The 25,438-nt window shown below is 71.5% G+C and carries 23 protein-coding genes; 16 read left to right on the plus strand and 7 right to left on the minus strand.

Translation table 11 applies throughout. The features are described from left to right. Positions 1-10: 10 nt before the first annotated feature. Entirely contained in the window at positions 11-1,051 is a 1,041-nt protein-coding gene (locus tag BLR90_RS03130; protein ID WP_091022439.1) for a PIG-L deacetylase family protein, read from the plus strand. Between the two features lie 33 nt (positions 1,052-1,084). Continuing rightward, on the plus strand, positions 1,085-1,873 hold the full coding sequence (locus BLR90_RS03135; RefSeq protein WP_091022441.1) for an HAD-IIA family hydrolase: 789 nt from the start codon (positions 1,085-1,087) through the stop codon (positions 1,871-1,873). Between the two features lie 75 nt (positions 1,874-1,948). Here the strand turns inward: BLR90_RS03135 and BLR90_RS03140 are convergent, their stop codons facing one another. Further along, on the minus strand, positions 1,949-2,551 hold the full coding sequence (locus tag BLR90_RS03140) for a TetR family transcriptional regulator (protein ID WP_245715126.1): 603 nt from the start codon (positions 2,549-2,551) through the stop codon (positions 1,949-1,951). A gap of 220 nt (positions 2,552-2,771) precedes the next feature. Between BLR90_RS03140 and BLR90_RS03145 the strand changes: the two genes are divergently transcribed. Genes BLR90_RS03145 through BLR90_RS03155 form a run of 3 tightly spaced genes read left to right on the plus strand, consistent with a single transcriptional unit; the run spans position 2,772 to position 5,863 of the window. Next, entirely contained in the window at positions 2,772-4,025 is a 1,254-nt protein-coding gene (locus BLR90_RS03145; RefSeq protein WP_091022446.1) for a glycosyltransferase family 4 protein, read from the plus strand. Continuing rightward, the gene (locus BLR90_RS03150) at positions 4,012-4,788 is read left to right on the plus strand and encodes a class I SAM-dependent methyltransferase (RefSeq protein ID WP_091022448.1); all 777 of its coding nucleotides are present in this window, start codon (positions 4,012-4,014) and stop codon (positions 4,786-4,788) included. Before BLR90_RS03145 ends, BLR90_RS03150 begins: the two co-directional genes overlap by 14 nt. Continuing rightward, positions 4,781-5,863 (plus strand): prenyltransferase/squalene oxidase repeat-containing protein, encoded by a 1,083-nt coding sequence (locus BLR90_RS03155; RefSeq protein ID WP_091022450.1) that lies wholly within the window; start codon positions 4,781-4,783, stop codon positions 5,861-5,863. The genes BLR90_RS03150 and BLR90_RS03155 overlap by 8 nt, the downstream gene beginning before the upstream one ends. A 47-nt stretch (positions 5,864-5,910) precedes the next feature. On the opposite strand, the gene BLR90_RS03160 is transcribed toward BLR90_RS03155, so the two are convergent. Further along, positions 5,911-6,558 carry a class I SAM-dependent methyltransferase gene (locus BLR90_RS03160; RefSeq protein ID WP_245715127.1) on the minus strand — a complete coding sequence of 216 codons (648 nt, stop codon included), beginning with the start codon at positions 6,556-6,558 and terminating at the stop codon, positions 5,911-5,913. Positions 6,559-6,619: 61 nt separating this feature from the next. On the opposite strand from BLR90_RS03160, the gene BLR90_RS03165 reads away from it, so the two are divergent. Beyond that, positions 6,620-8,698, plus strand: coding sequence for an acyl-CoA dehydrogenase family protein (locus tag BLR90_RS03165; RefSeq protein ID WP_091022452.1), 2,079 nt, complete (start codon positions 6,620-6,622; stop codon positions 8,696-8,698). Here the strand turns inward: BLR90_RS03165 and BLR90_RS03170 are convergent. Genes BLR90_RS03170 through BLR90_RS03180 form a run of 3 tightly spaced genes read right to left on the minus strand, consistent with a single transcriptional unit; the run spans position 8,695 to position 12,757 of the window. Continuing rightward, the gene (locus BLR90_RS03170; RefSeq protein WP_091022454.1) at positions 8,695-11,094 is read right to left on the minus strand and encodes an ATP-binding protein; all 2,400 of its coding nucleotides are present in this window, start codon (positions 11,092-11,094) and stop codon (positions 8,695-8,697) included. The two genes, BLR90_RS03165 and BLR90_RS03170, sit on opposite strands and share 4 nt — an antisense overlap. Then, the gene (locus BLR90_RS03175; protein ID WP_091022456.1) at positions 11,091-11,465 is read right to left on the minus strand and encodes a response regulator transcription factor; all 375 of its coding nucleotides are present in this window, start codon (positions 11,463-11,465) and stop codon (positions 11,091-11,093) included. The genes BLR90_RS03170 and BLR90_RS03175 overlap by 4 nt, the downstream gene beginning before the upstream one ends. A 59-nt stretch (positions 11,466-11,524) precedes the next feature. Further along, positions 11,525-12,757 (minus strand): alpha/beta hydrolase, encoded by a 1,233-nt coding sequence (locus tag BLR90_RS03180; RefSeq protein WP_091022458.1) that lies wholly within the window; start codon positions 12,755-12,757, stop codon positions 11,525-11,527. Positions 12,758-12,832: 75 nt separating this feature from the next. On the opposite strand from BLR90_RS03180, the gene BLR90_RS03185 reads away from it, so the two are divergent. Further along, complete coding sequence (locus BLR90_RS03185) at positions 12,833-14,281, plus strand: WS/DGAT/MGAT family O-acyltransferase (protein WP_091022460.1); 1,449 nt, start codon at positions 12,833-12,835, stop codon at positions 14,279-14,281. Between the two features lie 127 nt (positions 14,282-14,408). Here BLR90_RS03185 and BLR90_RS03190 read toward each other — a convergent pair whose 3' ends face one another. Next, entirely contained in the window at positions 14,409-15,329 is a 921-nt protein-coding gene (locus BLR90_RS03190; protein ID WP_091022461.1) for an alpha/beta fold hydrolase, read from the minus strand. Between the two features lie 95 nt (positions 15,330-15,424). On the opposite strand from BLR90_RS03190, the gene BLR90_RS03195 reads away from it, so the two are divergent. The 7 genes from BLR90_RS03195 to hrpB are packed head-to-tail and all read left to right on the plus strand — an operon-like array spanning position 15,425 to position 23,020. Beyond that, positions 15,425-17,611 carry an acyl-CoA dehydrogenase family protein gene (locus tag BLR90_RS03195; RefSeq protein ID WP_245715128.1) on the plus strand — a complete coding sequence of 729 codons (2,187 nt, stop codon included), beginning with the start codon at positions 15,425-15,427 and terminating at the stop codon, positions 17,609-17,611. Further along, positions 17,608-18,129, plus strand: a complete 522-nt coding sequence (locus BLR90_RS03200; RefSeq protein ID WP_091022465.1) for a MaoC family dehydratase N-terminal domain-containing protein — start codon at positions 17,608-17,610, stop codon at positions 18,127-18,129. Before BLR90_RS03195 ends, BLR90_RS03200 begins: the two co-directional genes overlap by 4 nt. Continuing rightward, on the plus strand, positions 18,129-18,524 hold the full coding sequence (locus BLR90_RS03205) for a Zn-ribbon domain-containing OB-fold protein (RefSeq protein ID WP_091022467.1): 396 nt from the start codon (positions 18,129-18,131) through the stop codon (positions 18,522-18,524). Before BLR90_RS03200 ends, BLR90_RS03205 begins: the two co-directional genes overlap by 1 nt. Continuing rightward, positions 18,521-18,907: a MaoC family dehydratase gene (locus tag BLR90_RS03210; protein ID WP_143016095.1), complete on the plus strand. Its 387-nt coding sequence runs from the start codon at positions 18,521-18,523 to the stop codon at positions 18,905-18,907. The genes BLR90_RS03205 and BLR90_RS03210 overlap by 4 nt, the downstream gene beginning before the upstream one ends. Continuing rightward, positions 18,904-20,070: a lipid-transfer protein gene (locus BLR90_RS03215; protein WP_091022471.1), complete on the plus strand. Its 1,167-nt coding sequence runs from the start codon at positions 18,904-18,906 to the stop codon at positions 20,068-20,070. Before BLR90_RS03210 ends, BLR90_RS03215 begins: the two co-directional genes overlap by 4 nt. Next, a complete protein-coding gene (locus BLR90_RS03220) occupies positions 20,067-20,531 on the plus strand; it encodes an MOSC domain-containing protein (RefSeq protein ID WP_091022473.1) in 465 nt (154 codons plus the stop codon). Before BLR90_RS03215 ends, BLR90_RS03220 begins: the two co-directional genes overlap by 4 nt. After that, positions 20,528-23,020 carry an ATP-dependent helicase HrpB gene (hrpB, locus tag BLR90_RS03225; protein WP_174812349.1) on the plus strand — a complete coding sequence of 831 codons (2,493 nt, stop codon included), beginning with the start codon at positions 20,528-20,530 and terminating at the stop codon, positions 23,018-23,020. Before BLR90_RS03220 ends, hrpB begins: the two co-directional genes overlap by 4 nt. 48 nt (positions 23,021-23,068) lie before the next feature. Here hrpB and BLR90_RS03230 read toward each other — a convergent pair whose 3' ends face one another. Further along, entirely contained in the window at positions 23,069-23,809 is a 741-nt protein-coding gene (locus BLR90_RS03230; protein ID WP_091022475.1) for a dienelactone hydrolase family protein, read from the minus strand. Between the two features lie 53 nt (positions 23,810-23,862). On the opposite strand from BLR90_RS03230, the gene BLR90_RS03235 reads away from it, so the two are divergent. Continuing rightward, a complete protein-coding gene (locus BLR90_RS03235; protein WP_091022477.1) occupies positions 23,863-24,210 on the plus strand; it encodes a VOC family protein in 348 nt (115 codons plus the stop codon). Further along, on the plus strand, positions 24,210-25,436 hold the full coding sequence (locus tag BLR90_RS03240) for a DUF480 domain-containing protein (protein WP_091022479.1): 1,227 nt from the start codon (positions 24,210-24,212) through the stop codon (positions 25,434-25,436). Before BLR90_RS03235 ends, BLR90_RS03240 begins: the two co-directional genes overlap by 1 nt. Positions 25,437-25,438: the final 2 nt, after the last annotated feature.

A 25,438-nucleotide genomic window follows, 5' to 3' on the forward strand; every position in this document is an offset into this window, starting at 1 on the left:
GGAGGAACCGATGCACTCGTTCGGAGCGCCCACGCCTGCCGTCCCCTTGCCCGACGGCATCGTCCGCGAGGCCGCAGGACCCGAGCAGGTCGTGCTCGTGTGGGGATCGGGTGGTCTCGACCGGCTGATGGGCGACCTGCTCGAGTCCGGGCACCTGCCGCTGCTGCTGACGCCCGCGGAGACGCCGGAGATGATCGAGATGTCGGGCGCCCCGGCTCTGCTCCTGGTCGACGCGGAGGTCCTGGATGGGAGCACCGTGGAGATCCTCGCTGCGGTGCGGGAGCTTGCCCCCCAGACCCGGGTCTGCGTGCTCGCTGGGGCCAGCTCGGGTGCTGACGGGCTGCTGCGGGCCTTGCGAGCCGGGCTCTCCGAGGTCGTGGACCCGGCTGACGAGAGGGCGTTGGAGCAGCTCCTCGACCGGCAGGAAGGGCGGGACGGCGAGCGGGTGCTGGCCGTCGGTGCCCACCCGGACGACGTCGAGATCGGCGCCGGGGCGACTTTGCTCAGGCACCGTGCTCTAGGTCATCCCCTGAGCATCCTGACGCTCAGCCGGGGGGCTGTGGGCGGGGACCGGGATGCTCGTCGGCGCGAGGCGGTCGGCGCTGCGGTCGCGTTGTCGGCCGAGCTGTTGATGGGCGACCTTCCCGACACGCGCATGGAGGACGAGCCCGGAATGATCACCCTGATCGAGGGTGTGATCGCAGCGGTACGTCCGACGACGGTCTACGTGCACTCCGCCGCCGACAACCACCAGGACCACCGGGCGGTGCACCACGCGACGGTGATCGCCGCCCGCCGGGTGCCGCAGCTGTTCTGCTACCAGTCCCCGTCGTCGCGCAACGAGTTCGCCCCGACCAAGTTCGTGGCCGTCGACACGACCATCCACGAGAAGGTCGAGGTCCTGGCCCACTACCGGTCGCAGTCGACCCGGCACTACCTCGAGCCGGACCTCGTCGTGGCGAGTGCGCGCTACTGGGCCCGCCAGCTGACGCACACCCGCTACGCCGAACCCTTCGAGGTGATGCGCGCCAGCGAGCGCGCCACTGTTTAGCGACCCGACGCGCCTCTGCACGATGATGGGGGCATGGACACGCGCCCGATCGAGACCTGGCTGACCGACATGGACGGGGTCCTGGTGCACGAGGACGTGCCGATCCCGGGGGCGCAGGAGTTCGTGGAGGCGCTCAAGGCGTCGGGGCTGCCGTTCCAGGTGCTCACCAACAACTCGATCTTCACGCCGCGCGACCTGCGCGCCCGGCTGCTCGGCAGCGGCATGGACGTGCCCGAGGAGTCGATCTGGACCTCGGCGCTCGCGACCGCGCAGTTCCTGCACGACCAGCGTCCCGGCGGTACGGCGTACGTCGTGGGGGAGGCGGGGCTGACCACCGCGATGCACGACATCGGCTACGTGATGACCGACCGCGACCCCGACTACGTCGTGCTGGGCGAGACCCGCACCTACTCCTTTGAGGCGATCACCCGGGCGATCCGGCTGGTCGACGGCGGCGCCCGCTTCATCGCGACCAACCCCGACGTGAGCGGCCCCAGCCAGCACGGGATGCTGCCGGCGACCGGCTCGGTCGCCGCCCTGATCAGTACGGCGACCGGTCGCCGGCCCTACTTCATCGGCAAGCCCAACCCGCTGATGATGCGTACGGCGCTCAACCGCGTCAACGCGCACTCGGAGACCACCGTGATGATCGGCGACCGGATGGACACCGACATCATCAGCGGCCTGGAGGCCGGCCTGCGCACGGTGCTGGTCGCGACCGGGTCGACCCGTCCGGACGAGGTCGAGCGGTTCCCCTACCGTCCGACCATGGTGTGCGACTCGATCGCCGACCTCGTGGGCCTGGTCGGCAAGGGCCTCTGAACCACCTCACACGGTGACCCGTCGCAAACTTTGTGACGAGTCAATGGCAAGGACGAAGTCCTTCCACGGTCAGCGTCAGTCGCGCAGGAGCAGGCGGACGGCGTTCTCCATGTGGGCGCCGGTCTCGGCGGCCGTGGAGCGCCCGGTGACCCAGGCGACCAGCGCGGAGAGCCAGACGTCGCCGATCACGCGGGCGGTGGCGACGTCGTCGTCGGTGAGCTCGGTGGCGCCGGGGTGCATGGCCCGGGTGAGCATGGAGGTCAGCAGCATGCCGACGGCGTGGATCTCGTTGGCGACCGACGCGTCCGCGAACATGAACGCGCGGGTCAGTGCCTCGGTCAGGTGCGGGTCGCCCTGCAGGCCGCGGGTGGTCTTCTTGAGCACGAAGATGACCCGCTCGGAGGGAGTGTCTCCGGGGATCGGCTTCTCGCGCAGCACGCTCTCGGCCACCTCGAACTCGCGACCCAGCGCGGACACGAGGAGGTGGATCTTGGAGGGGAAGTAGCGGTAGAGCGTCCCGAGCGCCACGTCGGCCTTGTCGGCGACGGCACGCATCTGCACGGCGTCGAAGCCGCCCTCCTTCGCGAGCTCGTACGTCGCGTCGAGGATGCGCTTGCGTCGGTCGCGCTGGGCGGCAGATCCGAGATCGTCCACCGTCAAGGAGTTGGTGCTGCTCACTGGGACTCCCCAAGATCGTGGTGTGTCTCTCAGCACGTTGCGACGGTGGAATGTGCTGTGGACTGGTGACGGTTGATTGACTAGCGTCATCAGGCTATCAACTCGTGGGACATAATAGGAACACGTTCCACTTCGTCCGGCCCGGCGTGTCAGTCATCCGGCAAGTGTCCGGATGCCGAAGCAGTCCCTCGGGACCGCACCAGAGAGAGGGTCGTGACGCGTGCGCATCGCCATGCTGTCCTACCGAAGCAAGCCCCATTGCGGGGGCCAGGGGATCTACCTGCGCCACCTCAGCCGGGAGCTGACCAACTTGGGTCACACCGTCGAGGTGTTCTCGGGCCAGCCCTATCCCGAGCTCGACCCCGGGGTCACCCTCACCAAGGTGCCGAGCCTGGACCTCTACCGCGAACCCGACCCGTTCCGGGTCCCCAAGCTGCGTGAGTTCCGCGACCGCATCGACGTCGAGGAGTTCGCCACCATGTGCGCGGCCGGCTTCCCCGAGCCCAAGACCTACAGCTTGCGCGTCGCCCGGCTGCTGGCCGAGCGGAAGGGCGAGTTCGACATCGCCCACGACAACCAGGTGCTCGGCTACGGCATGCTCGACATCGAGAAGCTCGGGCTGCCGCTGATCACCACGGTGCACCACCCGATTACCTTCGACCGGCGTATCGACCTGAGCCAGACCCGCAACCCGTGGCGCAAGGTCACGCTGCGCCGCTGGTACGGCTTCCTGCGGATGCAGGGCAAGGTCGCCCGCCGCGCGCGCAAGATCCTCACGCCGTCCGAGACCTCCAAGCGCGACATCGCGAAGGACTTCGGGGTCGACCCCGCACGGATGCAGGTGATCCTGCTGGGCGTGGAGGACGGCTTCAAGCCGCCCACCGCGCCACGCGTGCCTGGCCGGATCATGGCCATGGCCAGCGCCGACGCCCCGATGAAGGGCATCGCCACCCTCCTGGAGGCGTTCGCCAAGCTCCGCACCGAGCGCGACGTCGAGTTGATCCTGGTCACCAAGCCGCAAGCCGGTGGCAAGACCGAGAAGCTCATCGAGCGGCTCTCCATCGGTGACTCCGTCCGCTTCGTGCACGGCATGAGCGACGTCGAGCTGGTCGACCTGATGGGTTCGGCGGAGGTGGCCTGTGTGCCGTCGCTCTACGAGGGCTTCTCGCTGCCGACCGCCGAGCTGATGGCCTGCGCCACCCCGCTGGTCGTGTCCCGCGCCGGCGCGATCCCCGAGGTCGTCGGCCCCGAGGGCCTCTGCGCCGAGGTGGTCACCCCCGGCGACGTGGGCGAGCTCAAGGCGGCCATCGAGGGCCTGCTCGACGACCCCGAGCGCCGCGCCGCCATGGGCGCCGCCGGCCGCCGGCGGGTCGAGGAGCTGTTCAGCTGGCGAGCCGTGGCCGCGACCGTCGCCACGGCGTACGAGGAAGTCATCGCCGACTTCGAGAAGGAGAAGCACGTTGCTCACCGTTGACTTCGAGCGCCTGGGACTCCGGGCCGGGGACCGCGTCCTCGACATGGGCTGCGGCGGCGGACGCCACGCCTTCGAGATGTACCGCCGCGGTGGTGACGTCGTCGCCTTCGACATGGACGCCGACGAGCTCGCCGGCGTGCTGGAGCTCTTCTCCGCGATGAAGGAGGCCGGCGAGGTGCCCCTGGGCGCCGAGGCCGACATCAAGCAGGGCGACGCGCTCCAGCTCCCGTTCGCCGACGGCGAGTTCGACCGGATCGTCGCCGCCGAGGTGCTCGAGCACATCCACGCCGACGTCGACGCGATCAAGGAGCTGGTCCGGGTGCTGCGGCCCGGCGGCACCATGGCCATCTCGGTGCCGCGGTGGCTGCCCGAGGTCGTCAACTGGAAGCTCTCCGACGACTACCACAACGCCGAGGGCGGCCACATCCGGATCTACACCGACCACGAGCTGGTCGACAAGGTCACCAAGGCCGGCCGCTTCAACGACGGCACGCCGGGCGACGCGATGATCTACGAGGGCAAGGACTACGCCCACGGCCTGCACGCGCCGTACTGGTGGATCAAGTGCGCCGTCGGCGTCAACAACGACGAGCACCCGCTCGCCAAGGCCTACCACAGGCTCCTGGTCTGGGAGATCATGAAGCAGCCCAAGACCCTGAAGCTCGCCGGCAAGGTGCTCGACCCGCTGATCGGCAAGAGCATGGTGCTCTACTTCCGCAAGCCCGAGCAGTCTCTGGCGGGCGATGTGGCGAGCGATGTCTGACCCGCTCGCGCGCATCCCGTACGTCGACGGCATCATCACCGCGTCGCAGGTCGCCGACTCGGCCGCCTCGATCGCGGCGATGCAGGAGCCGTCGGGCGCGATCCCGTGGACCGTCGGGGAGCACGTCGACATCTGGAACCACGTCGAGGGCGCCATGGCTCTTCTGGTGGGCGGACAGGTCGAGGCCGCCGAGGCGGCGTACGCCTGGATCCCCACGATGCAGCGCGAGGACGGCTCCTGGCCGATGAAGATCGTCAACGGCGTCGTCGACGACCCCCGCGGCGAGGTCAACATGTCGGCCTACTTCGCGGTCGGCCTCTGGCACCACTGGCTCGTACGCCGCGACATCGCGTTCGTGCAGCGCTTCTGGCCGTCGGTGCGGGCCGGCCTCGACTGGGTGGTCTCGCAGCAGGTGGCCTTCGGTGGCATCAACTGGACGCCCACGGAGTCGTTCTCGCTGCTCACCGGCTGCTCCAGCATCTACCACTCGCTGCGGGCCGGGGTGGCCCTCGCCGACCTGCTCGACGACCCGCAGCCGGAGTGGGAGCTGGCCGGCGGCCGGCTGGGCCACGCGCTGCGCGAGCACCCCGACCTGTTCGAGGACAAGTCGACCTACTCCATGGACTGGTACTACCCGGTCCTCGGCGGTGCCGTGCGCGGGCGCAACGCCTTCGAGCTCATCGAGACCCGCTGGGACGACTTCGTCGTGCCCGGCATGGGCATCCGCTGCGTCGACACCAACCCCTGGGTGACCGGGGCCGAGACCTGCGAGCTCGCGATGGCGCTCGACACCCTGGGCGACCACCGGCGTGCGCTCAAGCTGCTCAGCGACATGCAGTTCCTGCGCGGCGAGGACGGCAAGTACTGGACCGGCTGGGTCTTCGGTGACGACGTCCACTGGCCGCACGAGCACACGACCTACACCGCGGCCGCGGTGATCCTCGCCGTCGACGCGCTCGGGGAGACCCACGGGCACAGCACTGCCGGCTCCGGGATCATGCGCGGCACGTCGCTGGCGCCGCACTTCGCCGAGCTGATGCTCGAGTGTGAGTGCGCCGTGGGCGAGTCGGTGTAGCGACCGGGAGTACGAGCGCAGCGAGTACTCCCAATGGACTGACGAAGTCAGTCCACGGCGCCGCTGACCCGGCGCAGCACCCGCATCGAGCCGAGTGCCTCGGACTCGGCGAAGGCGCCGCTCTCGAGCGCGCGCTGGAAGACGTGGTACGGCGCCTGGCCGCCGTCGGCGGGGTCCGCGAAGACGTCGTGGATGACCAGGCTGCCCCCGAGCATCAGCCAGGGCGCCCAGCCCGCGTAGTCGTTCTGCGCGTGGATCTCGGCGTGCCCGCCGTCGATGAACAGCATCGACAGCGGGGTGCGCCAGTGTGCGGAGACGGTGGTGCTGCGGCCGAGGATCGCGACCACCTGGTCCTCCAGCCCGGCGCGGGCGATCGTCTTGCGGAAGACGGGGGAGGTGTCCATCAAACCGAACTCGTCGTCGACCAGGCTGGCGTCGTGGTGCTCCCAGCCGGCCTGGTTCTCCTCGGAGCCGCGGTGGTGGTCGACCGTGAAGACCGTCCCGCCCACCTCGCGGGCGGCCGCGCCGAGGTAGATCGCCGACTTGCCGCAGTAGGTGCCCACCTCGAGGGCCGGGCCGTGAGGGAGGCGCTCGCGCGCGACACGGTGCAGCAGGTCACCCTCGTCCTCGGGCATGAACCCCTTGGCGGCGAGGGCGTGGGCGAGCAGGTCGGGAGGCATGCTGGTGTCGGACACGACCCGCAGCCTAGAATATGGAACACGTTCTAGTTTCTTCCCTCTCCGAAAGGGCGGTCGCATGTCGATCGGGATCTCCGACGAGCACGTCGAGCTGGCCGCCAGCCTGCGCAAGTGGGCCGCGTCGCTCGACGGGGTCGCGGCCGTCCGCGCGTCCGACACCGACGCCGAGGCGACGTTCGCCGACGCCTGGAAGGCGGTCGGGGAGATGGGCGTCGCGACGATCGGGCTGCCCGAGGCGGCCGGGGGTGGCGGGGGCACGGTGCTCGACGTCGCCGTCGCGCTCGAGGCCTGCGCGCACGAGCTGGTGCCGGGCCCGCTGCTCGGCACCGTGGTCGCCGCGTCGCTGCTGGGCGAGACCGACGGCATCGCGGCGGCGATCGGCGACGGTGCCTCGGTCGCCCTGTCGCTCGACCCCACGCTCGAGGTCGTCTGGGACGCGCCGGGCGCCGACCATCTCCTGGTGAGCGACGCCGACGGCGCCTGGTCCGTCGTACCTGCTGCCGCAGCGACAGTGACGCCCACCCTGAGCCTCGACCTGAGCCGGCGCTTCGGCTCGGTGACCCTGGCGCCGGACGCCGAGGGGGTCGTCCCCGTGCCCGGTCTCACCACCGAGCTCGTACGGCGGGCCACGGTGACGTTCGCGGCTGCCGAGGCGGCGGGGATCGCGCGCTGGTGCCTGCGGACCGCCGTCGACTACGCCAAGGTGCGCGAGCAGTTCGGCAAGCCGATCGGGAGCTTCCAGGCGGTCAAGCACCTGTGTGCCGAGATGCTGGAGACCGCCGAGGCCGTCACCGCCGTGGCCTGGGACGTCGCGTCCGTGGCGTTCACCGACGACGAGCAGTGGGCCTACGCGGCCGACGTGGCCGCGGCGGTGGCGTTCGACGGCGCCGTCGAGGTCGCCAAGTCGTGCATCCAGGTCCTCGGCGGGATCGGGTTCACCTATGAGCACCACGCGCACCTCTACCTCCGCCGCGCGCTCACGCTGCGCGGCCTGCTGGGTGACGCCGACACCGCGGCCGAGTCGCTGACCGCCCGCGCCGTGGACGGCGTACGCCGCCGCGTCCAGGTCGACCTCGACGGGCGCGACGAGCCGATCCGTGCCGAGATCGCCGCCAACGCCGACCGCGTGGCGGCGGCGGACGACCAGCGCGCGGCCCTCGTCGAGACCGGCTACCTGACCCCGCACTGGCCGACGCCCTACGGGCTGGCGGCCGACCCGGTCACCCAGGTCGTGATCGACCAGGAGCTGGCCCGCGCGGGCGTGACCCGCCCCGACATCGTCATCGCAGGCTGGGCGCTCCCCACGATCCTGGAGCACGGCACCGACGAGCAGCGCGAGAAGCTCGTCCGGCCCTCGCTGCTGGGTGAGCTGGTCTGGTGCCAGCTGTTCTCCGAGCCCGGCTCCGGCTCCGACCTCGCGTCGCTGCGCACCCGCGCGGTGAAGGTCGACGGCGGCTGGCGGCTCAGCGGCCAGAAGGTCTGGACCTCGGTTGCCCAGAAGGCCGACTGGGGCATCTGCCTGGCCCGTACCGACCCGGACGCGCCGCCCCACAAGGGCATCAGCTACTTCCTCGTCGACATGTTGAGCGAGGGCCTCGACATCCGGCCCCTGCGCGAGATCACCGGCGAGGCGCTCTTCAACGAGGTGTTCCTCGACGAGGTGTTCGTGCCCGAGGACTGCCTGGTCGCGGGGGAGGGCGACGGTTGGAAGCTGGCCCGCACCACCCTGGCCAACGAGCGGGTCGCGATGGCCACCAGCCGGCTGGACCGAAGCGCCGAGCGGGCCGTCACCCTTGCCGCGGCAGGCCTCAACGCCGCCCAGCGCGTGCGTGTCGGCCACGCGGTCGCGCTGTCGACCGTCTGCTCCCTGCTCGGGATGAGATCGACGCTGCGCTCCCTGGCCGGCCAGGGCCCGGGCGCGGAGTCGAGCGTCGCCAAGCTGCTCGGCGTACGCAACCGTCAGGACAGCGCCGAGCTGGTCGTCGAGCTGTACGGCGACCGCCTGGTCGCCCCCGACGCCGACGTCCAGGCCGCCGTCTGGGAGATGCTCAACACCCGCTGCCTGTCCATCGCCGGCGGCACCACCCAGATCCTGCGCAACGTGGTCGGCGAACGGATCCTGGGTCTGCCGCGCTAGCCCTGGTCGAGCAACGGCAACGAGATCCGTACGACGGTCCCCTCGTCGAGGCGTGAGGTCACCGTGACCTCGCCCCGGTGGGCCTCCACGATGGAGCGCACGATCGCCAGCCCGAGGCCGCTGCCGGGGATCGAGGCCTGGACCGCGCTGCTGGCCCGGAAGAACCGCTCGAACAGATGGCTCTGCTCGTCGGCCGGGATCCCGATGCCGGAGTCCTCGACCGTGACGACGGCTCGACCGGGCTCGTCGGGCGGGTCCCCCTGGAGGGTGACCCGGACGACGCCTCCGCCCAGCGTGAACTTGAGCGCGTTGGCGACGACGTTGACGAGGGCTCGCTCGAGCTGGTTGGCGTCTCCCATGACGCGGGCCGTGGGTCCGTCCGGCTGGTCCACCACCATCGACACCCCCAGTGGGCACAGCGGCTCGGTGGTCTCGACGGTGCGGACGACGATGTCGCGCAGGTCGACCACGGTGTGGTGGGTGTCGTCGGTCAGCGACTCCACCCGGGAGAGCGTGAGGGTGTTCTCGATCAGGCCCAGGAGCCGCTGCCCGGCGCGGCTGCCCCGCCGCAGCAGCTCACGCTGCCGGTCGTTGACCGGACCGACCACCTCGGTGGACAGCAATTCGTTGACGCCCATGATGCTCGTCATCGGCGTGCGCAGCTCGTGGCTCACGGTCGCGAGGAACTCCGACTTCGACCGGTCGAGCCGCTCGAGCTCGTCGACGGCCTGGCGCTCCTTGTCGAGTGCCGCCCGCAGCGCCTCCTGGGCCTGGGTGCGCTCGGTGACGTCCTCGCTCACCTGGAGGTAGCCCAGCAGTCGTCCGCCGGCGTCGCGCATCGGCGTGACGTTGACACTCATCCGCAGCCGGCGGCCGTCGGCGCCGACGTGGGTCCAGTCGCCCGAGGTGGGGGCGTCGTGCTCCATCTCGTCGGCTCGCGCCCGCAGCTCGTCGGCGTCGTACAGGTCGACCAGGTGGCGGCGACCTACCAGGGCGGCGGGCTGGTAGCCCAATAGCTGCTCGGCTCCCTTGTTGACGTAGGCGATGAGGCCGTCACGGTCGGTCGCGATGATCGAGGTGCCGGTGGTGGCGGACAGGAGAGCCGCGTTGAAGTCCCGCTCCTGCTCGAGATCGCGCTGCGCCGCCCGGTGCTCGGTCAGGTCGACCAGCTGGGCCACGATCAGGTCGCCGGACGAGGTGTCGGGCACCCAGGACAGGGCGATCCGCACGCAGCGCGCGGGCTCGGCCTCGACCGTCAGCTCGCGCTCCCAGCTGGTGCTCCGGCCGTCGATCATCTCGCGGGCGGCGTCGACCACGGTGGTCCCGTGCGGACCAAGTGCCTCGGCCCAATGCCGGCCCAGGAGGTCGTCGCGCCCGATGCCGAGGAGGTCGCCCGCGGGCTCGTTGAGGTCGAGCACCCGCAGACCGTCGTCTGCAGGGCTCAGGAGCAGGGTGCCGATGACCGACTCCGTGAGGCTGCGCCGGTAGGTTTCGCCCACGGCGACGGCCTCGCGGAGGGCGGCTCGTCGTTGGCTCACGTTGAGGGCCAGCGGCAAGGACACGAGCGCGATGACCACGAGGTCGAGCTGGATGAGGGCGGCCTGGGCCGAGTTCGTCAGGTCCGCCCCGGTGCCGAACGGGCCGCCGCCCTGGGCCGTGAGCACGGTGACCAGCAGGCCGGCTGCCAGGGCTTCGGCCGCGAGAGCCCGCGGCGAGAGCACCTGAGCGCCCCACACCAGCAGCGGCAGGGGCAGGAACGAGAGCGGGAGCGACTGGCTGGTGTGGTGGATGGCTGCGAACGCCACGAGGGTGGAGACGACCTGGATCACCTGGATGGCCCGCGTGCCCTCGGTCAGGCTGGCCCTGGGGTCGCCCACGAACAGCGCCAGCGGCACGATGAGCAGGCTCGCGGCGCCGTGGGCGGCAGTGACGCTGGTCCACGTCTCGACGAAGTCGCCGTCAAGCCTGACGGCGACCAACGTGCCGGCGCACGTGCCGGAGGACGCCGCTCCGGCCGCGATGGCCAGCAGCAGCCGGGGCAGGTCTTCGGGCGCACGCAGCAGGGGGCGCCCATGACGTCGTACCCCGAGCAGGGCGACCAGCACCAGGCTCTCGGAGGCGTTGGAGACGCCGAAGAGAAGCCCGACGTCGAGGTCGCGGCCGGCCACGACGTTGGCCATCCCGGTCACCACGACGATCCCTGCGAGGAGCGCCACCCAGTAGCGCGGCGGGCTCAGGAGAACCATCGCCGACCCGAGCCCACCGGCGGGCCACCAGACCGCCACGTCGGAGCCCTCGGGGGCGAAGTACACCGTGAGGACGCACAACCAGAAGATCACGACGTAGCAGAGCGCGATCAGAACCAGCCGACGCGCGAAAGCCGGGTCGTGGGTCACGAAGCGCGTCCGCGCAGCAGGGTGTCGACCGCCCGCGTGAGGGACTTGATGTTGAACGGCTTGGTGGCGTAGGTGTCGGCACCCGCGGCGAGGCCGGCCGCGATGTCGTCGGGGTCGCCCATGGCCGAGAGCATCAGGATCAGCGGCTCGGGCGCCGGGGGAGTCGCACGGACGCGCCGGGCGACCTCGAGCCCCGACATCTGCGGCATCGAGACGTCGAGGACCATCAGGTCGACCGGCTCCGCCGCGAGTACGTCGAGCGCCTCCGGACCGTCGGAGGCGGTGAGGATCTCGTGGCCGGCGACGCCGAGGGCGATCGACAGGAGCTCTCGGATGTCTTCGTCGTCGTCGACGACCAGCAGACGTGCCATGTGCTCCTCCTCACGTCTTCCGCCCGAGCGTAGACCAGTGCCTCCCTCGGGCCCACGACCTAGGAGGGCGAGTGCTCGCGGCGGTACTGGTTCCAGTGCCAGTGGAGGTAGCGGTCGATCGCGCGGACGATGTGGGACGAGCGGATCGAGGGGAAGACGTCGAAGGCGTGCTGCGCGCCGGGGAGCTCGGCGTAGACGACGGTGCGCTTGGACACCTGGCGCAGCTTCTCGACGAAGAGCCGGGCCTGCTCGACGTGGACCAGCGTGTCGTGGGCGCCGTGGAGCACGAAGAAGTCGGGGGCGTCCGGCGTGATGCGCAGGATCGGCGAGGCGGCCTCGAACGCCTCGGGGTGGTCGTCCCACCTCGTCTTCAGGACCCGCTTGGACAGGAAGTGGTCGCGCATCATCGCGGCGCTCTTGATCCCCGTGGAGCCGGCGAAGTCGTAGACGCCGTAGTGGGGCACGGCGCACTGCACGCTGGTGTCGGCGTCCTCGAAGCCCGGCTGCCAGTCGCGGTCGCCGGCGGTGAGCGCGGCGAGGGCGGTCAGGTGCCCGCCCGCGGAGCCACCGGTGATCGCGATGTAGTCGGGGTTGCCGCCGTACGACGCGATGTGCTCGCGGATCCACGCGATCGACTGCTTCACGTCGATCACGTGGGCAGGGAACGGGTCGCGCGGCGCGAGGCGGTAGTTGATCGCCACGCACACCCAGCCCTTGGCTGCCATGTGCTGCATCAGGGGGATGCCCTGCTGGTCCTTGTTGCCGATCGTCCAGCCGCCCCCGTGGACCTGCAGCAGCACCGGGGCTCCCTCGACCGGGCGCCCCGCCGGGAGGTAGACGTCGAGCAGCCCGCGCTTCCCGTGCTCGTTGAAGGCGATGTTGCGCTCGACGCGGACCTCCTTGCTGCGCATCCGGAACGGGTAGACGAGCTTGCGCCACGGCACGGCCAGGTCGGCGGGCGTGGGAGCCGCGTCGAGCTGCTCGACGTAGTCGACGCCGAGCGCGTCGGTCAGGGCGCTCTCCGCCTCGTGCTGTACGTCACGTGCCTGCTTGATCAGGTAGGCCAGGCCGGCGGCGCTGGCGCCGGCCAGGGCGAGAGCTAGCGGGTCCCGGGGCTGACGGCGGGTGTGGGTCGCCGTGTCGGCGACCGTGAGCGCGAGCACCTGCGGGGCGAGCTCGCCGGTCAGCCACCCGGCGAAGAACGCCGGGATGCCGACCCGGAACCCGGGCAGCGGACGGATGGCGTTGGCGGTGAGGGCGGCGATGACGGCCTGCCGGCGGAGGAAGCCCATAACACCAGGCTAGTCGAGTCGTTTAGAACACGTTCCACTAGAACCTGTTTCCTCGGTCAACCCTAGGATGCCCCCATGGACCGCCTGTCCGGACTCGACGCCAGCTTCCTCTACCTGGAGACGCCGGCCCAGCTCATGCACGTGTGCGGCCTGATCGTCCTCGATCCCAGCACCATGCCGACGCCGTACTCCTTCGAGGGGATGCAGCAGGCGATCGACCAGCAGGTGCGCGACGTCCCGGCGTTCACCCGCAAGCTGCGCCGGGTGCCGCTGGGCCTCGACCACCCGATCTGGGTGAAGGACAAGCAGTACGACATCGAGCGCCACGTGCACCGGCTCGCACTGCCGCAGCCGGGCGGCTACAAGGAGCTCGTCTCGCTCGCCTCGCACCTGGCGGCGCTGCCGCTCGACCGGTCGCGGCCGCTGTGGGAGATGTGGGTCATCGAGGGCTACGAGGGTGGCGACAAGGTCGTGATCTTCTCGAAGATGCACCACGCCACGGTCGACGGCGTCTCCGGCTCCAACCTGATCTCGCATCTGTGCGCCCTCGAGCCCGACGCGGCTCCGCTCGCGCTCGGTCCCAAGGAGGAGTACGGCCGCGAGCCCGGCGCCCGAGAGCTCCTCGGACGCGCGCTGGTCAGCAACGTCACCCGGCCGATCAACGCCGTCAGGATCGTGGCCCCGACCGCCCAGACCCTGGCCAAGACGATCAGCCGCGCCCGCGCCGGTACGGCGATGGCCGCACCGCTGACCGCGCCCCGCACGTCGTTCAACGGCACCATCACCAGCCACCGCACGATCGGCGTGGTTGACCTCGACCTCGAGGACATCCGCGCGGTCAAGACCGCCACCGGGACGACCGTCAACGACGTCCTGCTCGCCATCTCCGGGGGTGCGCTGCGCGCCTACCTCGAGGAGCGCGGTGAGCTGCCCGAGAGCTCGCTGCTGGCCTCCGTGCCCGTGAGCGTGCGCGAGCAGTCGCGCCGCAACACCGGCGCCAACAAGGTGTCGTCGCTGTTCGCCAAGCTCGGCACCGACGTCGAGGACCCGCTCGAGCGGCTCGAGGAGATGGCTGACTCCAACCGCAACGCCAAGGAGCACCACAACGCGATCAGTGCCGACTCGCTCCAGGACTGGGCGGAGTTCGCGGCACCCCGCACGTTCGGCCTCGCCGTACGCGCCTATGCCGGGCTGCGGCTGGCCGAGAAGCACCCGGTCGTGCACAACCTGGTCATCTCCAACGTGCCCGGGCCGCCGATCCCGCTCTACTTCATGGGCGCCCAGATCGTCGGGCTCTACCCGCTGGGCCCGGTCTTCCACGGCGCCGGCGTCAACATCACCGTGATGTCCAACAACGGCCGGATCCACGTCGGGGTGATCGCGTGTCGTGAGTCGATGCCCGACGTCGAGGCGCTCGTACGCCACTTCCCGACCGAGCTGGCCAAGCTCAACGAAGGCATCCGCGCCCGCGAGGCTGCCACCCCCATCACCAAGAACACCAGGAAGGCTCGCGCCAAGAGCTAGCGGGAGTACGAGCGCAGCGAGTACTCCCAATGGAGTGACGAAGCAACTCCACGTTGACCCGCCCGAAACTGACCGCAAAACACGTTGACCCGCCCGAAAGTTTCGGGCGGGTCAACGTGTTATTGGCTCAATTGGCGATGGGGCGGCGGAAGTCGCGCCGGCGGGCGTTGACGGTGTTGGCCGCCTCGACGAGCACGGGGACGAACTTCTCCGCCTCCATGACGCACATGGCGTGACCGCTGTCGACCTCGTGGACCGTCGCGCCGGGGATGGCGCGGGCCAGGGCGATCTGGCGCTGGGGTGGGATCACGCGGTCCTTGGTGCCGACCACGACGGCGGTGGGTACGTCGATCTTGCCGAGCCAGGGGCGTGAGTGGTGACGGCCCAGCGCGGCAAGCGCCTGCCCGACCGCCCAGGGGCTGGTGCTGCGGAACTCCCGCATCGCCCACTCGTGGATGTCGGACGGCGCGAGGTCGAGGGCGCGGGCGGTGGCCCGCGCGGCGTTGACGGCGGTGCGGGAGCGCGAGAAGCCGCGGGCGCCCAGCATGGTGGTCTCCATGCCGGCGAAGAAGAAGCGCTCGGCGACGTTGAGCCGGAACCGGTCGGTCGTGGCGCAGAGCACGAGCCCCTGGATCTTCTCGGGGTGCTGGCGCCAGACCCGCTGCGCCACGATCGAGCCCATGGAGAAGCCGCCGACGATGACGTCCTCCAGCTCGAGTACGTCGATCAGCGCACCCACGTCGTCGGCACAGTCGTAGAGGGAGAACTCCGGGCTCTGGATGCCCTGGCCGTGCCAGCGCTGGTCCATCGTGACGACGCGGAAGCGGCGTGAGAGCGGCTCGATCGCGGGGAACCACGTGAGCAGGCCGGTGCAGCCGAGGGCGTGCAGCAGCACGATCGTGGGGGACTCGGGCGACGGCCCCGGGGTGTCGGTGACGTACGTCGACCCACCGCGCCCGGGCAGCTCCACCATACGGCCGGCGGGGATCCGGGCCCACGGCATGTAGAACCGGCTACGGACCAGTGATCGTGGTGACAGCGCGTTCATCCTCGTCCCTTTTCCCCAGGCCAGGTCTGCCAGACTAGACTAGAACAGGTTACAGTTTCGCTCGGCAGCGACCCCGACACAGCAGGAGAATCGACGTGGGTTCGGACGGTTTCACCCAGGCGGCCCAGGACCAGGAGTCCATCGCCGCGGTGCGCTCGGTCATCGGCCAGGCGCTCGACCGCGACGCGGACTGGTCGGCGCTCGCGTCGGCCGGGTTGCTCGGCCTCGCGGTCCCGGAGGCTCAGGGCGGCGAGGGACTCGGCCTCGCCGAGGTCGGCGTGCTCCTGCGGGAGACCGGCGCCCGCGCCGTCCACCTGCCCGTGTGGGAGACGCTCTGCTGCGGCACCCTCACCCTGGCCGCCACCGGCACCGAGGAGCAGCAGGCGCTGCTCGCCGGTGTCGCGAGCGGCGACACGCTGCTCACTCCCGCCCTGCGCGAGGTCGGCGTCGGCATCCTCGACCGCCCCGCGGCGACCTACGCCGGCGGCCGGGTCACCGGGCGCAAGGTCGGCGTCACCTACGCCGACTCGGCCTCCCGGCTGCTCGTCACCGCGCTCGACGGTGACGACGTGGTCGTGGCGCTCGTCGACCCCTCCGACCCGGGCGTGACGCTGCTCGAGTCGGGCTCCTCTGCCCGGCGCGCCACCCACACCGTCGTGCTGGACGGCGCCGCGGCCGAGCTGCTCGGGCCCGACGCCGCCCGCGTGCTGACCGAGCACGCCGTGGCCGGCCTGGCGATCACCGCGGCCGGACTGGTCGCCGGTGCCCGCGACCTGACCGCCGCCTACATCAAGGGCCGCACCCAGTTCGGCCGTGTGCTCGCGGAGTTCCAGGCGGTCGCGATGCAGATCGCCGACGTCTACATCGCCTCGCGCACCCTCGACCTCGCCGCCGACAACGCCGCCTGGCGGATCGGGGCCGGCCTCGACGTCGCCGACGACCTCGCTGTCGCCGCTTACTGGGTCTGCGCGGAGGGACCGAAGGCGCTGCGCACCTGCCACCACCTGCACGGCGGCATGGGCGTCGACGAGACCTACCCGCTGCACCACTACTTCTCGTGGGTCACCGACATCGTCGCCGCGCTCGGCGCGCTCCCGACCGACGTACCCATCGAGGACCCGACCACCAAGAACCTCGAGCTCTCCGCCGAGCAGCGTGCGCTCAAGGCCGAGCTGCGCGCCTACTTCACCGGCCTGGCCGACCACGACGCGCACCTGGACATGGGCAAGGACCGGCACGGCCCGACCTACCAGCGCGTGGTGCGGCAGATGGGCACCGACGGCTGGATGGGCATCGGCTGGCCGAAGGAGTACGGCGGCCACGGGCTCGGCGAGATCGAGCAGACGGTCTTCGCCAACGAGGCCCAGCGCGCCGACGTGCATCTGCCGGCGGTGACGCTGCAGACCGTCGGGCCGACGCTGATCCGCTACGGCACGGAGAAGCAGAAGGAGATGTTCCTCGAGCGGATCCTGAAGGGCGACGTGCACTTCGCGATCGGCTACAGCGAGCCCGACGCCGGCACCGACCTCGCGTCGCTGCGCACCACGGCCAAGCGCGACGGCGACCACTACGTCGTCAACGGCCAGAAGATGTGGACCACCGGCGGCCACCAGGCCGACTACGTGTGGCTCGCCGTGCGCACCGACTCCGACGCGCCCAAGCACAAGGGCATCTCGATCCTGATCGTGGACACCAAGGACCCCGGCTACTCCTTCACGCCGATTATCACCGCCGACGGGTCGCACCACGTCAACGCGACCTACTACAACGACGTGCGCGTCCCGGTCGACATGCTGGTCGGCGAGGAGAACCAGGGCTGGAAGCTGATCACCACCCAGCTCAACCACGAGCGGGTCATGCTCGGCCCCGCCGGCCGGATCGAGGGGCTGCGCGACCGGGTCGCCGACTGGGCGACCAAGGCCGGCGTCATCGACCGGACCGACGTACGAGACGTCATGGGGCGGGTCACCGCGGTCTTCCGCGTCAACGAGCTGCTCAACTGGGAGGTCGCGCGCGCCGGTGAGTCGGGCGAGATCTCGGTCGGCGACGCATCGTCGTCCAAGGTCTTCGCCGCCGACCAGGTGCAGCACCTGGCGGCCGACCTGGCCGGCATCGTCAACCGCTACGGCGACCCTGCCGAGGAGGAGACCAAGCACCTGCTCGACTACCTGGACGGCCAGGCCAAGCGCAACCTGGTCCTCACCTTCGGTGGTGGCGTGCAGGAGGTCCAGCGCGAGCTGATCGCGATGTTCGGCCTCGGGCTGCCGCGGGTGCCTCGATGAACCACCCCGCGAGCGACGACCGCGCGGACGACATCCGCGCCGAGGCCGACCGGATCATCGGCCTCGGCGAGTGCTCGGAGATGGTGGCGCCGTACGACGTGCACCCGTCGACGATCGGCACCTGGCTGGACGCGATGGACTACCAGAACCCACGGTTCCGTGACGGCGACGAGGCACCACCGTCGATGTACCAGGTGTGGACGATGCCCGGCCTCGGGCGCAAGCGGGCGCCCGAGGACCCGCTGAGCCAGATGACCGACTTCCTGACCGCCGCGGGCTACACCGCCGTGCTCGGCACCAACTGCGAGCAGACCTACGAGCGCTACCTGAGGGTCGGCGAGCGGCCGCGTGTCACCAACGCGCTCGAGTCCCTCGCGGGGCCGAAGAACACCGCGATGGGCGAGGGCTACTTCGTGACCTCCAAGAACGTCTGGTACATCGACCACCCCGACGGCAGCTCGGAGAAGGTCGCCGAGATGTTGTTCCGGCTGCTCAAGTTCATCCCCAAGGAGCGCTGATGAGCACCGGTGTGCGGCCCATGATCGGCCGCGACTCCCGTTTCTTCTGGGACGGTACGGCGGAGCGCGAGCTGCGCATCCAGAAGTGCAACGCCTGCGGTGAGCTGCGCTTCCCGCCCGGGCCGGCCTGCCCCGACTGCGGCGCCCTCGACCGGGGGCACGTCGCCGCGGCCGGCAACGGCACCGTCTTCTCGTACGTCGTGCACCGGCACCCGCCGGTCCCCGGCAAGGAGCTGCCGATCGTGCTCGCGCTGATCGACCTCGACGAGGGCGTGCGGATGGTCGGTGAGGTCATCGACGTGGCTGACGACGAGATCGAGATCGGGATGCGCCTGCGCGTCGACTTCAACCGCGTCGACGACGAGCTGACGCTGCCCGTGTGGAGGAAAGCATGAGGACGTTGAGCGTCGGGGACCAGATCCCCGAGTGGAGCCTGCCGATGACCCCGACCACGATCGTGAGCACCGCGATCGCCACCCGCGACTGGCAGGACGTCCACCACGACCGCGACATCGCCCAGGCGGCCGGGTCGAAGGACATCTTCATGAACATCCTGACCAGCAACGGGCTGGTCGAGAAGTACGTCGTCGACTGGTTGGGGCACGACGCAGAGCTCAAGGGCATCGCGATCCGTCTCGGCGCGCCCGCGCACCCCTACGACACGCTGACGTTCCGCGGCAGCGTCGAGTCGGTCGAGGACGGTGTCGCCACCATCGCGGTGGTCGGCTCGGTGTCCCTGGGCGACCACGTCACCGGCACCGTGCGGGTGCTCGCATGAGCGGCCTGTCCGGCAAGGCGGCGATCGCCGGCATCGGCGCGACGGAGTTCTCCAAGGAGTCCGGCCGCTCCGAGCTCCAGCTGTCGGTGGAGGCGGTCCAGCACGCGCTGGCCGACTGCGGCCTGACGCCCGCCGACGTCGACGGCCTGACGACGTTCACGATGGACACGTCCTCCGAGATCGCCGTCGCGCGCGAGCTCGGGATCAAGGAGCTGCGCTTCTTCAGCCGGATCAACTACGGCGGCGGCGCGGCCTGCGCGACCGTCCAGCAGGCGGCGATGGCGGTCGCGACCGGCGTCGCCGACGTGGTGGTCTGCTACCGCGGCTTCAACGAGCGCTCGGAGAGCCGCTTCGGGCAGTTCTCGCTGGCCGCGGCCACGCAGGTCAACACCAACGGCCTCGACAACGCCTGGACCTACCCGATGGGTCTCGGCACGCCGGCGGCCACGGTGGCCATGCAGGCGCGCCGCTACATGCACGAGTACGGCGCCACGTCGCGCGACTTCGGCGCCGTCGCGGTGGCCGACCGACGGCACGCCGCCACCAACCCCGACGCCTTCTTCTACGGCAAGCCGATCACCATCGAGGACCACCAGGCGTCGCGGATGATCGCCGACCCGCTGCACCTGCTCGACTGCTGCCAGGAGAGCGACGGCGCGGTGGCGCTGGTCGTGGTCTCGGCCGAGCGGGCCCGTGACCTGAAGCAGACGCCGGCCGTGATCGCGGCGGCGGCTCAGGGGAGCGGCGCCGACCAGTACGTCATGACGTCCTACTACCGCGACGACATCGGCATCCCCGAGATGGGCGTCGTCGGCCGCGAGCTGTGGCGCCAGTCGGGGCTCACCCCCGACGACATGCCGATGGCGATCCTCTACGACCACTTCACGCCGTACGTCCTGATGCAGCTCGAGGAGCTCGGGTTCTGCGGTCGCGGAGAGGCGCCCGGCTTCGTCGCCGATGGCGCCATCGAGATCGGCGGCCGGCTGCCGCTCAACACCCACGGCGGCCAGCTCGGCGAGGCCTACATCCACGGCATGAACGGCATCGCCGAGGGCGTGCGCCAGATCCGGGGTACGTCGGTCAACCCGGTCGCCGACGCGGCCCACGTGCTGGTGACCGCCGGCACCGGCGTACCGACGAGCGGGCTTATCCTCTCGGCGTGAGCTCTGGCAGCGGTGGGCCCGTCGTCGCGGCCCTCCACGTCGCGAAGGGCAGGCGGCTCCCGACCCGCACGGTCGGGAGCGTCGAGATCGTGAAGGCCAGCGGGATCGTGGGTGACCGCTACGAGGGGTCGAAGCACCGGCAGGTCAGCATCCAGAGCCTCGACGCGCTGCGGGAGGCCGAGGAGGTCTTCGGGTCGCCGATCGGCCCGGGGCTGACCCGCCGCAACATCACGATCTCCTCGGGGGTCGTGCCGCGCGACCCGGGGAGCCTGATCCGGGTCGGCCCCGTGCTGCTCGAGGTCGTGCGCGTCGCCGCACCCTGCAAGCTGCTGGACGACACCATCGGCCCCGACGCCCAGGTGGCGCTTCGCCGGCGCGGCGGGTCGATCTGCCGGGTCCTCGAGGGCGGCGCCGTGGCGCTCGGCGACCCCGTCGAGCTGCCCGTCGAGCTGCCCACGTGACCGACCCGATCGCCCGGCTCCTGGCTGCGCCACCGGACCTGCCGGTCGCCTCTGGGCTCGCCGAGGTCGTCACCGGACTGCGCACCCACGGCGTGGCCGTCGTCCAGGCGCCACCCGGCACCGGCAAGACGTCCCTGGTCCCACCCGCCGTCGCAGGGCTGACGGGCGGGCGGGTCGTCGTGACGCAGCCGCGCCGGATCGCGGCCCGGGCCGCGGCGCGGCGGCTCGCCCACCTGCTCGGCGAGCAGGTCGGGGCCACCTCCGGCTACTCGGTGCGTGGGGACCAGCGCACCAGTGCCGGCACCGTCGTCGAGTTCGTGACCACCGGCGTGCTGCTACGTCGCCTCCAGCGTGATCCGGCCCTGCCGGGTGTCTCCGCCGTGGTCCTGGACGAGGTGCACGAGCGGCAGCTCGACTCCGACCTCACCCTGGCGCTGCTGGTCGACGTGCGCGAGAACCTCCGCGACGACCTGCTCGTGGTCGCCATGTCGGCGACGATCGAGGCGCAGCGCACGGCCGCCGTGCTCGGTGGAGTCGAGTCGGCCCCGGTGGTCGACGTACCCAGCGCGCTGCACCCGGTCGACACCGTCTGGAGCCCGCTGCCCAGCGGCGTGCTCCGCATCGACGACCGGGGCGTCACCCCGCGCTTCCTCGACCACGTCGCCGCGACCACGCGGCGCGCCCTGGCCGAGCGCAGCGGCGACGTCCTGGTCTTCGTGCCTGGGGTGGCCGAGGTCATGGGTGTCGTACGACGGCTGGCCGGCGTGGACGCCGATGTGCGCCCGCTCCACGGGCGGCTGACCTCCGCCGCGCAGGACCTGGCGCTGACCGAGGGGGCGCGCCGCCGGGTCGTCGTGTCGACGGCGGTCGCCGAGTCGTCGCTGACCGTGCCCGGGGTGCGCAGCGTCGTCGACGCGGGGCTGTCCCGGGAGCCGCGCACCGACCACCGGCGCGGGCTCGCCGGGCTGGTGACCGTGCGGGTCAGCCGGGCCAGTGCGGACCAGCGGGCCGGCCGGGCCGGACGCGAGGGGCCGGGTGCTGCCTACCGCTGCTGGTCGCAGGCCGAGCAGGAGCACCTCGTCGCCCACCCCGCGCCCGAGATCGCCACGGCCGACCTCACGTCGTTCGCGCTCGAGCTGGCGGTCTGGGGGAGCCCGGAAGGCGCCGGCCTGGCGCTGCTCGACCCACCGCCGGCTCCCGCGATGGCGGCCGCGCGGGAGACCCTGACCGGGCTCGGCGCCGTGTCGGCCGACGGCGCGGTCACCGACCGGGGCCGCGCGATCGCGCGGGTCGCGGCCGACCCGCGGCTGGCCCGAGCCCTGCTCGACGGCGCCCATCACGTCGGGTCGCGCAGGGCCGCCGAGATCGTGGCGATGCTGGCCGAGGACGTCCGCGCGCCCGGTGCCGACCTGGTCGCGGCCCTGCGCGGGCTGCGGCGCGGCGGCCCGGACTCCGGCACCTGGAAGTCCGCAGCCAAGCGGCTGGAGGGCGCGGTGCGCTCCGAGCCGGCCTCGGACCTGACCGACGACCTCGCCGTCGGGCTGGTCGTCGCGCTCGCCCATCCGGACCGGGTCGCCCGGCTGCGGCCGGGCGGATCGTCGTACCTGATGGCCGGCGGCACCGGCGCAGCCTTCGGCCGGGGCGAGTCGTCGCTCGCCGGCACCGCGTGGCTGGCCGTCGCGGACGCCGACCGGCCGCCCGGGCGCAGCGACGCCACGATCCGCGCCGCGGCACCGATCGACGAGGACCTCGCGTTGGAGGCCGCCTCCGCCCTCTGGCGCGAGGACGAACAGGTCGCCTGGCGCGGCGGCCGGGTCGTGGCCCGTCGTACGACGTCGCTCGGCGCGATCGAGCTGACCTCGGTCACGCTGCCCGACCCCGCGCCGCACCTGGTGGCGGCCGCCGTCCGCGACGGGCTCCGGGTCGACGGGCTGTCCGCGCTGCCCTGGGGTGAGGGCGCGGTCAACCTGCGGGCGCGGCTGCGCTTCCTGCACACGGCGCTGGGCGAGCCGTGGCCGGACGTGTCGGATGCGGCCCTGGTCGAGTCCGTCGAGACCTGGCTCGGGCCGGAGCTGGCGCGGATCCGCGGTGTGGGAGATCTGCGCCGGGTCGACGTCACCGCGGCGCTGCGCCGGCTGCTGCCCTGGCCCGAGGCCGGTCGGCTCGACGACCTCGCGCCTGAGCGGGTGACCGTGCCCAGCGGCTCGGCGGTGCGGGTCGACTACGGCGGTGACCAGCCGGTGCTCGCCGTCCGCATCCAGGAGGCGTTCGGCTGGCGGTCGACGCCCGCCCTGGCCGACGGGCGCGTGCCGCTGCTCCTCCACCTGCTCTCACCGGCCCGCCGCCCGGTGGCGGTCACCGCCGACTTGGAGTCGTTCTGGGCCAATGGCTATCCGCAGGTGCGCGCGGAGCTGCGCGGGCGCTACCCCAAGCACGCCTGGCCCGATGATCCATGGACCGCGCCGCCAACGCGCGGAGTCAGACGTTAGGGGACGTACGAGCGCAGCGAGTACTCCCAATGGAACGACGAAGTCGTTTCACAGCTTGTCGGAGAAGAACGCCAGGACCCGGTCGACGCCCTCCTGCTGGCGGTGCGTGGTGACCGTGGAGTGCTGGCGGCCGGGGAAGTCGACCCGGAGGAACGCGTCGCCGATCTCGTGGCTCAGGGTGTCGAAGCGGGTGCCGGTCATCGGGTCGCCGTCGTACTGGAGCCCCAGCACCTGGCAGCCGTCCGCCGCTCGCCTCTTCACGACGCCGAGGTCCGCGGGGGAGAGGTTGAGGTCGGCCGCACGCTTCTTCCCCGGCACGAACGGCACCGACGGCTGGCACACGACCGGCGCGGCCACGGCGTCGTCGACCATCATCGCGAGCGCGAACCCGCCGGTGAAGCACATGCCGAGCGCCCCGACGCCCGGGCCGCCGAGCTCGGCGTGCAGCTCGCGGGCGAGGCTGCGCAGCCATCCCGTGACCGGGGAGGTCTCGCCCGTCGCGAGCTTGGTGAACTCCCGGCTCACGCACACCTGCCGCAGCGCGTTGACGACGGTGAGCGGGTTGAGGCCGGCCTCCGGTTTCCCGAACAGGTGCGGCATCACCACGGTGAACCCCGCGGCGACGACCTCCTCACCGAACCCGATCACGTCCGGAGTGAGGCCCGGGATCTCGTGGATGACGATGACACCGGGACCGGTGCCCTTCCGGTACGTCGGGTACGTCGCGGTCGTGCCGCGCAGGGTCTCGCCCGTGTGCTCGCCGCGGGTCCAGGTCTCCAGGAGGCTCATGCGCTGAGTATGTCGGGCCCCGGATGTCGGTACCGCAGACTAGCGTCGGGGACATGACCGTTTCCCTTGCCATGATCACGTTCGACAGTCCTGATCCGGTGCCGCTCGCCGAGTGGTGGGCCGCCCAGACCGGCGCCGAGGTGGGCGACACCAACGGCGGCTGGTTCGTCACCATCTCCGGCGGCTCGATCCCGGTGCGCCTCGGCTTCCAGAAGGTCTCCGACCCGACCCCGGGCAAGAACAAGGTGCACCTCGACCTGCTGGCCTCCGACATCGACGCCGAGGCCGGCCGCCTGGTCGAGGCCGGTGCCACCGAGGTGGCCCGCCAGGACATGGGCGGCTTCCGCTGGATCACGCTGGCCGACCCGCAGGGCAACCAGTTCTGCGTCGCTGCCGGCTGATGCCCGACCTGCCCGTCCTGGACCCGACCGAGCAGCGCGTCCTGGGGAGCCTCCTCGAGAAGGAGCGCACGGTCCCGGCGACCTACCCGCTCTCGCTCAACGCGCTTCGGACCGCCTGCAACCAGACCAGCAGCCGCGACCCGATCAGCGACTACGACGAGGCGACCGTCGAGCGGGTCGCGCGCGAGCTCAAGGACCGCGGCCTGGTGCGCATCGTCTGGGCGGCGACGGGGCGCCGGACGCTGAAGTACCACCAGACGCTGGCCGAGGAGCTCTCGCTCACCGACGCCGAGCGGGCACTGGTCACGGTCCTGCTGCTGCGGGGTCCGCAGGCGCCCGGCGAGCTGCGCTCGCGCACCGAGCGGCTGCACCACTTCCCCGACCGGGAGTCGGTGGAGGAGACCTTGGCGCGGATGGCCGAGCGACCGACGCCACTGGTGCGCGAGCTCCCGCGTCGTCCCGGTCAGCACGACAACCGCTGGGTGCACCTGCTCGGTCCCGTCGACGAGGGCGCTTCCCCCGCCCCGGCGGCGGGAGACGCTCCGGCGGCCGACTTCGAGAGCGTGATCGCCGACGGCGGTGACGCGCGCGACGACCGCGTGCGGGCGGCCTACGGCACGGTCGCGGAGACGTACGCCGACCGGCTCGGCAACGAGATCGAGGGGCTGCCGTTCGAGCGGTGGCTCCTCGACCGGGTCGCTGAGCACGCGGGGGAGCAGCCTGTGGTCGAGGTCGGCTGCGGTCCCGGGCACGTCACGGCCTACCTCGCATCGGCGGGAGCCGCGGCGACCGGGCTCGACCTCACGCCCCAGATGGTCGAGGAGGCCCGGCGCCGCCACCCCGGCGTGTCCTACGAGGTCGGCGACCTGCGCCGCCTGATGCGGCCCACGACGAGTGACGGCTGGGGCGCGGTGCTCGCGTGGTACTCCCTCATCCACCTCGCGCCCTCGGAGCTCCCCGACGCGGTCGCCGCGCTGGTGCGCCCGTTGCGACCGGGCGGCTGGCTGGTGCTGGCGATGCACGCGGGGCCGGCCGGCGTACGCCACTGCGACTCGTGGTTCGACCTCGACATCTCCCTCGACTTCGTCTTCCACGGACCGGCCCGGGTGCGGCAGGTCGTCGAGGAGGCCGGGCTCACCGACGTCGAGTGGTACCACCGCGGGCCCGTCCTCAGCCGCGGCGAGACCTCCGAGCGGCTCTACGTGGTGGCGCGGAAGCCGATCTGACC

It is taken from the genome of Nocardioides szechwanensis (assembly GCF_900103935.1).
Lineage (GTDB): Bacteria > Actinomycetota > Actinomycetes > Propionibacteriales > Nocardioidaceae > Nocardioides > Nocardioides szechwanensis.

Bases quoted from the DNA above. Each gene is read 5' to 3' on its own strand.
- BLR90_RS03130 (WP_091022439.1), top strand. From the start codon at position 11: ATGCACTCGTTCGGAGCGCCCACGCCTGCCGTCCCCTTGCCCGACGGC.
- BLR90_RS03135 (WP_091022441.1), top strand. From the start codon at position 1,085: ATGGACACGCGCCCGATCGAGACCTGGCTGACCGACATGGACGGGGTC.
- BLR90_RS03155 (WP_091022450.1), top strand. From the start codon at position 4,781: ATGTCTGACCCGCTCGCGCGCATCCCGTACGTCGACGGCATCATCACC.
- BLR90_RS03165 (WP_091022452.1), top strand. From the start codon at position 6,620: ATGTCGATCGGGATCTCCGACGAGCACGTCGAGCTGGCCGCCAGCCTG.
- BLR90_RS03175 (WP_091022456.1), bottom strand. From the start codon at position 11,465: ATGGCACGTCTGCTGGTCGTCGACGACGACGAAGACATCCGAGAGCTC.
- BLR90_RS03180 (WP_091022458.1), bottom strand. From the start codon at position 12,757: ATGGGCTTCCTCCGCCGGCAGGCCGTCATCGCCGCCCTCACCGCCAAC.
- BLR90_RS03185 (WP_091022460.1), top strand. From the start codon at position 12,833: ATGGACCGCCTGTCCGGACTCGACGCCAGCTTCCTCTACCTGGAGACG.
- BLR90_RS03190 (WP_091022461.1), bottom strand. From the start codon at position 15,329: ATGAACGCGCTGTCACCACGATCACTGGTCCGTAGCCGGTTCTACATG.
- BLR90_RS03200 (WP_091022465.1), top strand. From the start codon at position 17,608: ATGAACCACCCCGCGAGCGACGACCGCGCGGACGACATCCGCGCCGAG.
- BLR90_RS03205 (WP_091022467.1), top strand. From the start codon at position 18,129: ATGAGCACCGGTGTGCGGCCCATGATCGGCCGCGACTCCCGTTTCTTC.
- BLR90_RS03210 (WP_143016095.1), top strand. From the start codon at position 18,521: ATGAGGACGTTGAGCGTCGGGGACCAGATCCCCGAGTGGAGCCTGCCG.
- BLR90_RS03215 (WP_091022471.1), top strand. From the start codon at position 18,904: ATGAGCGGCCTGTCCGGCAAGGCGGCGATCGCCGGCATCGGCGCGACG.
- BLR90_RS03230 (WP_091022475.1), bottom strand. From the start codon at position 23,809: ATGAGCCTCCTGGAGACCTGGACCCGCGGCGAGCACACGGGCGAGACC.
- BLR90_RS03235 (WP_091022477.1), top strand. From the start codon at position 23,863: ATGACCGTTTCCCTTGCCATGATCACGTTCGACAGTCCTGATCCGGTG.
- BLR90_RS03240 (WP_091022479.1), top strand. From the start codon at position 24,210: ATGCCCGACCTGCCCGTCCTGGACCCGACCGAGCAGCGCGTCCTGGGG.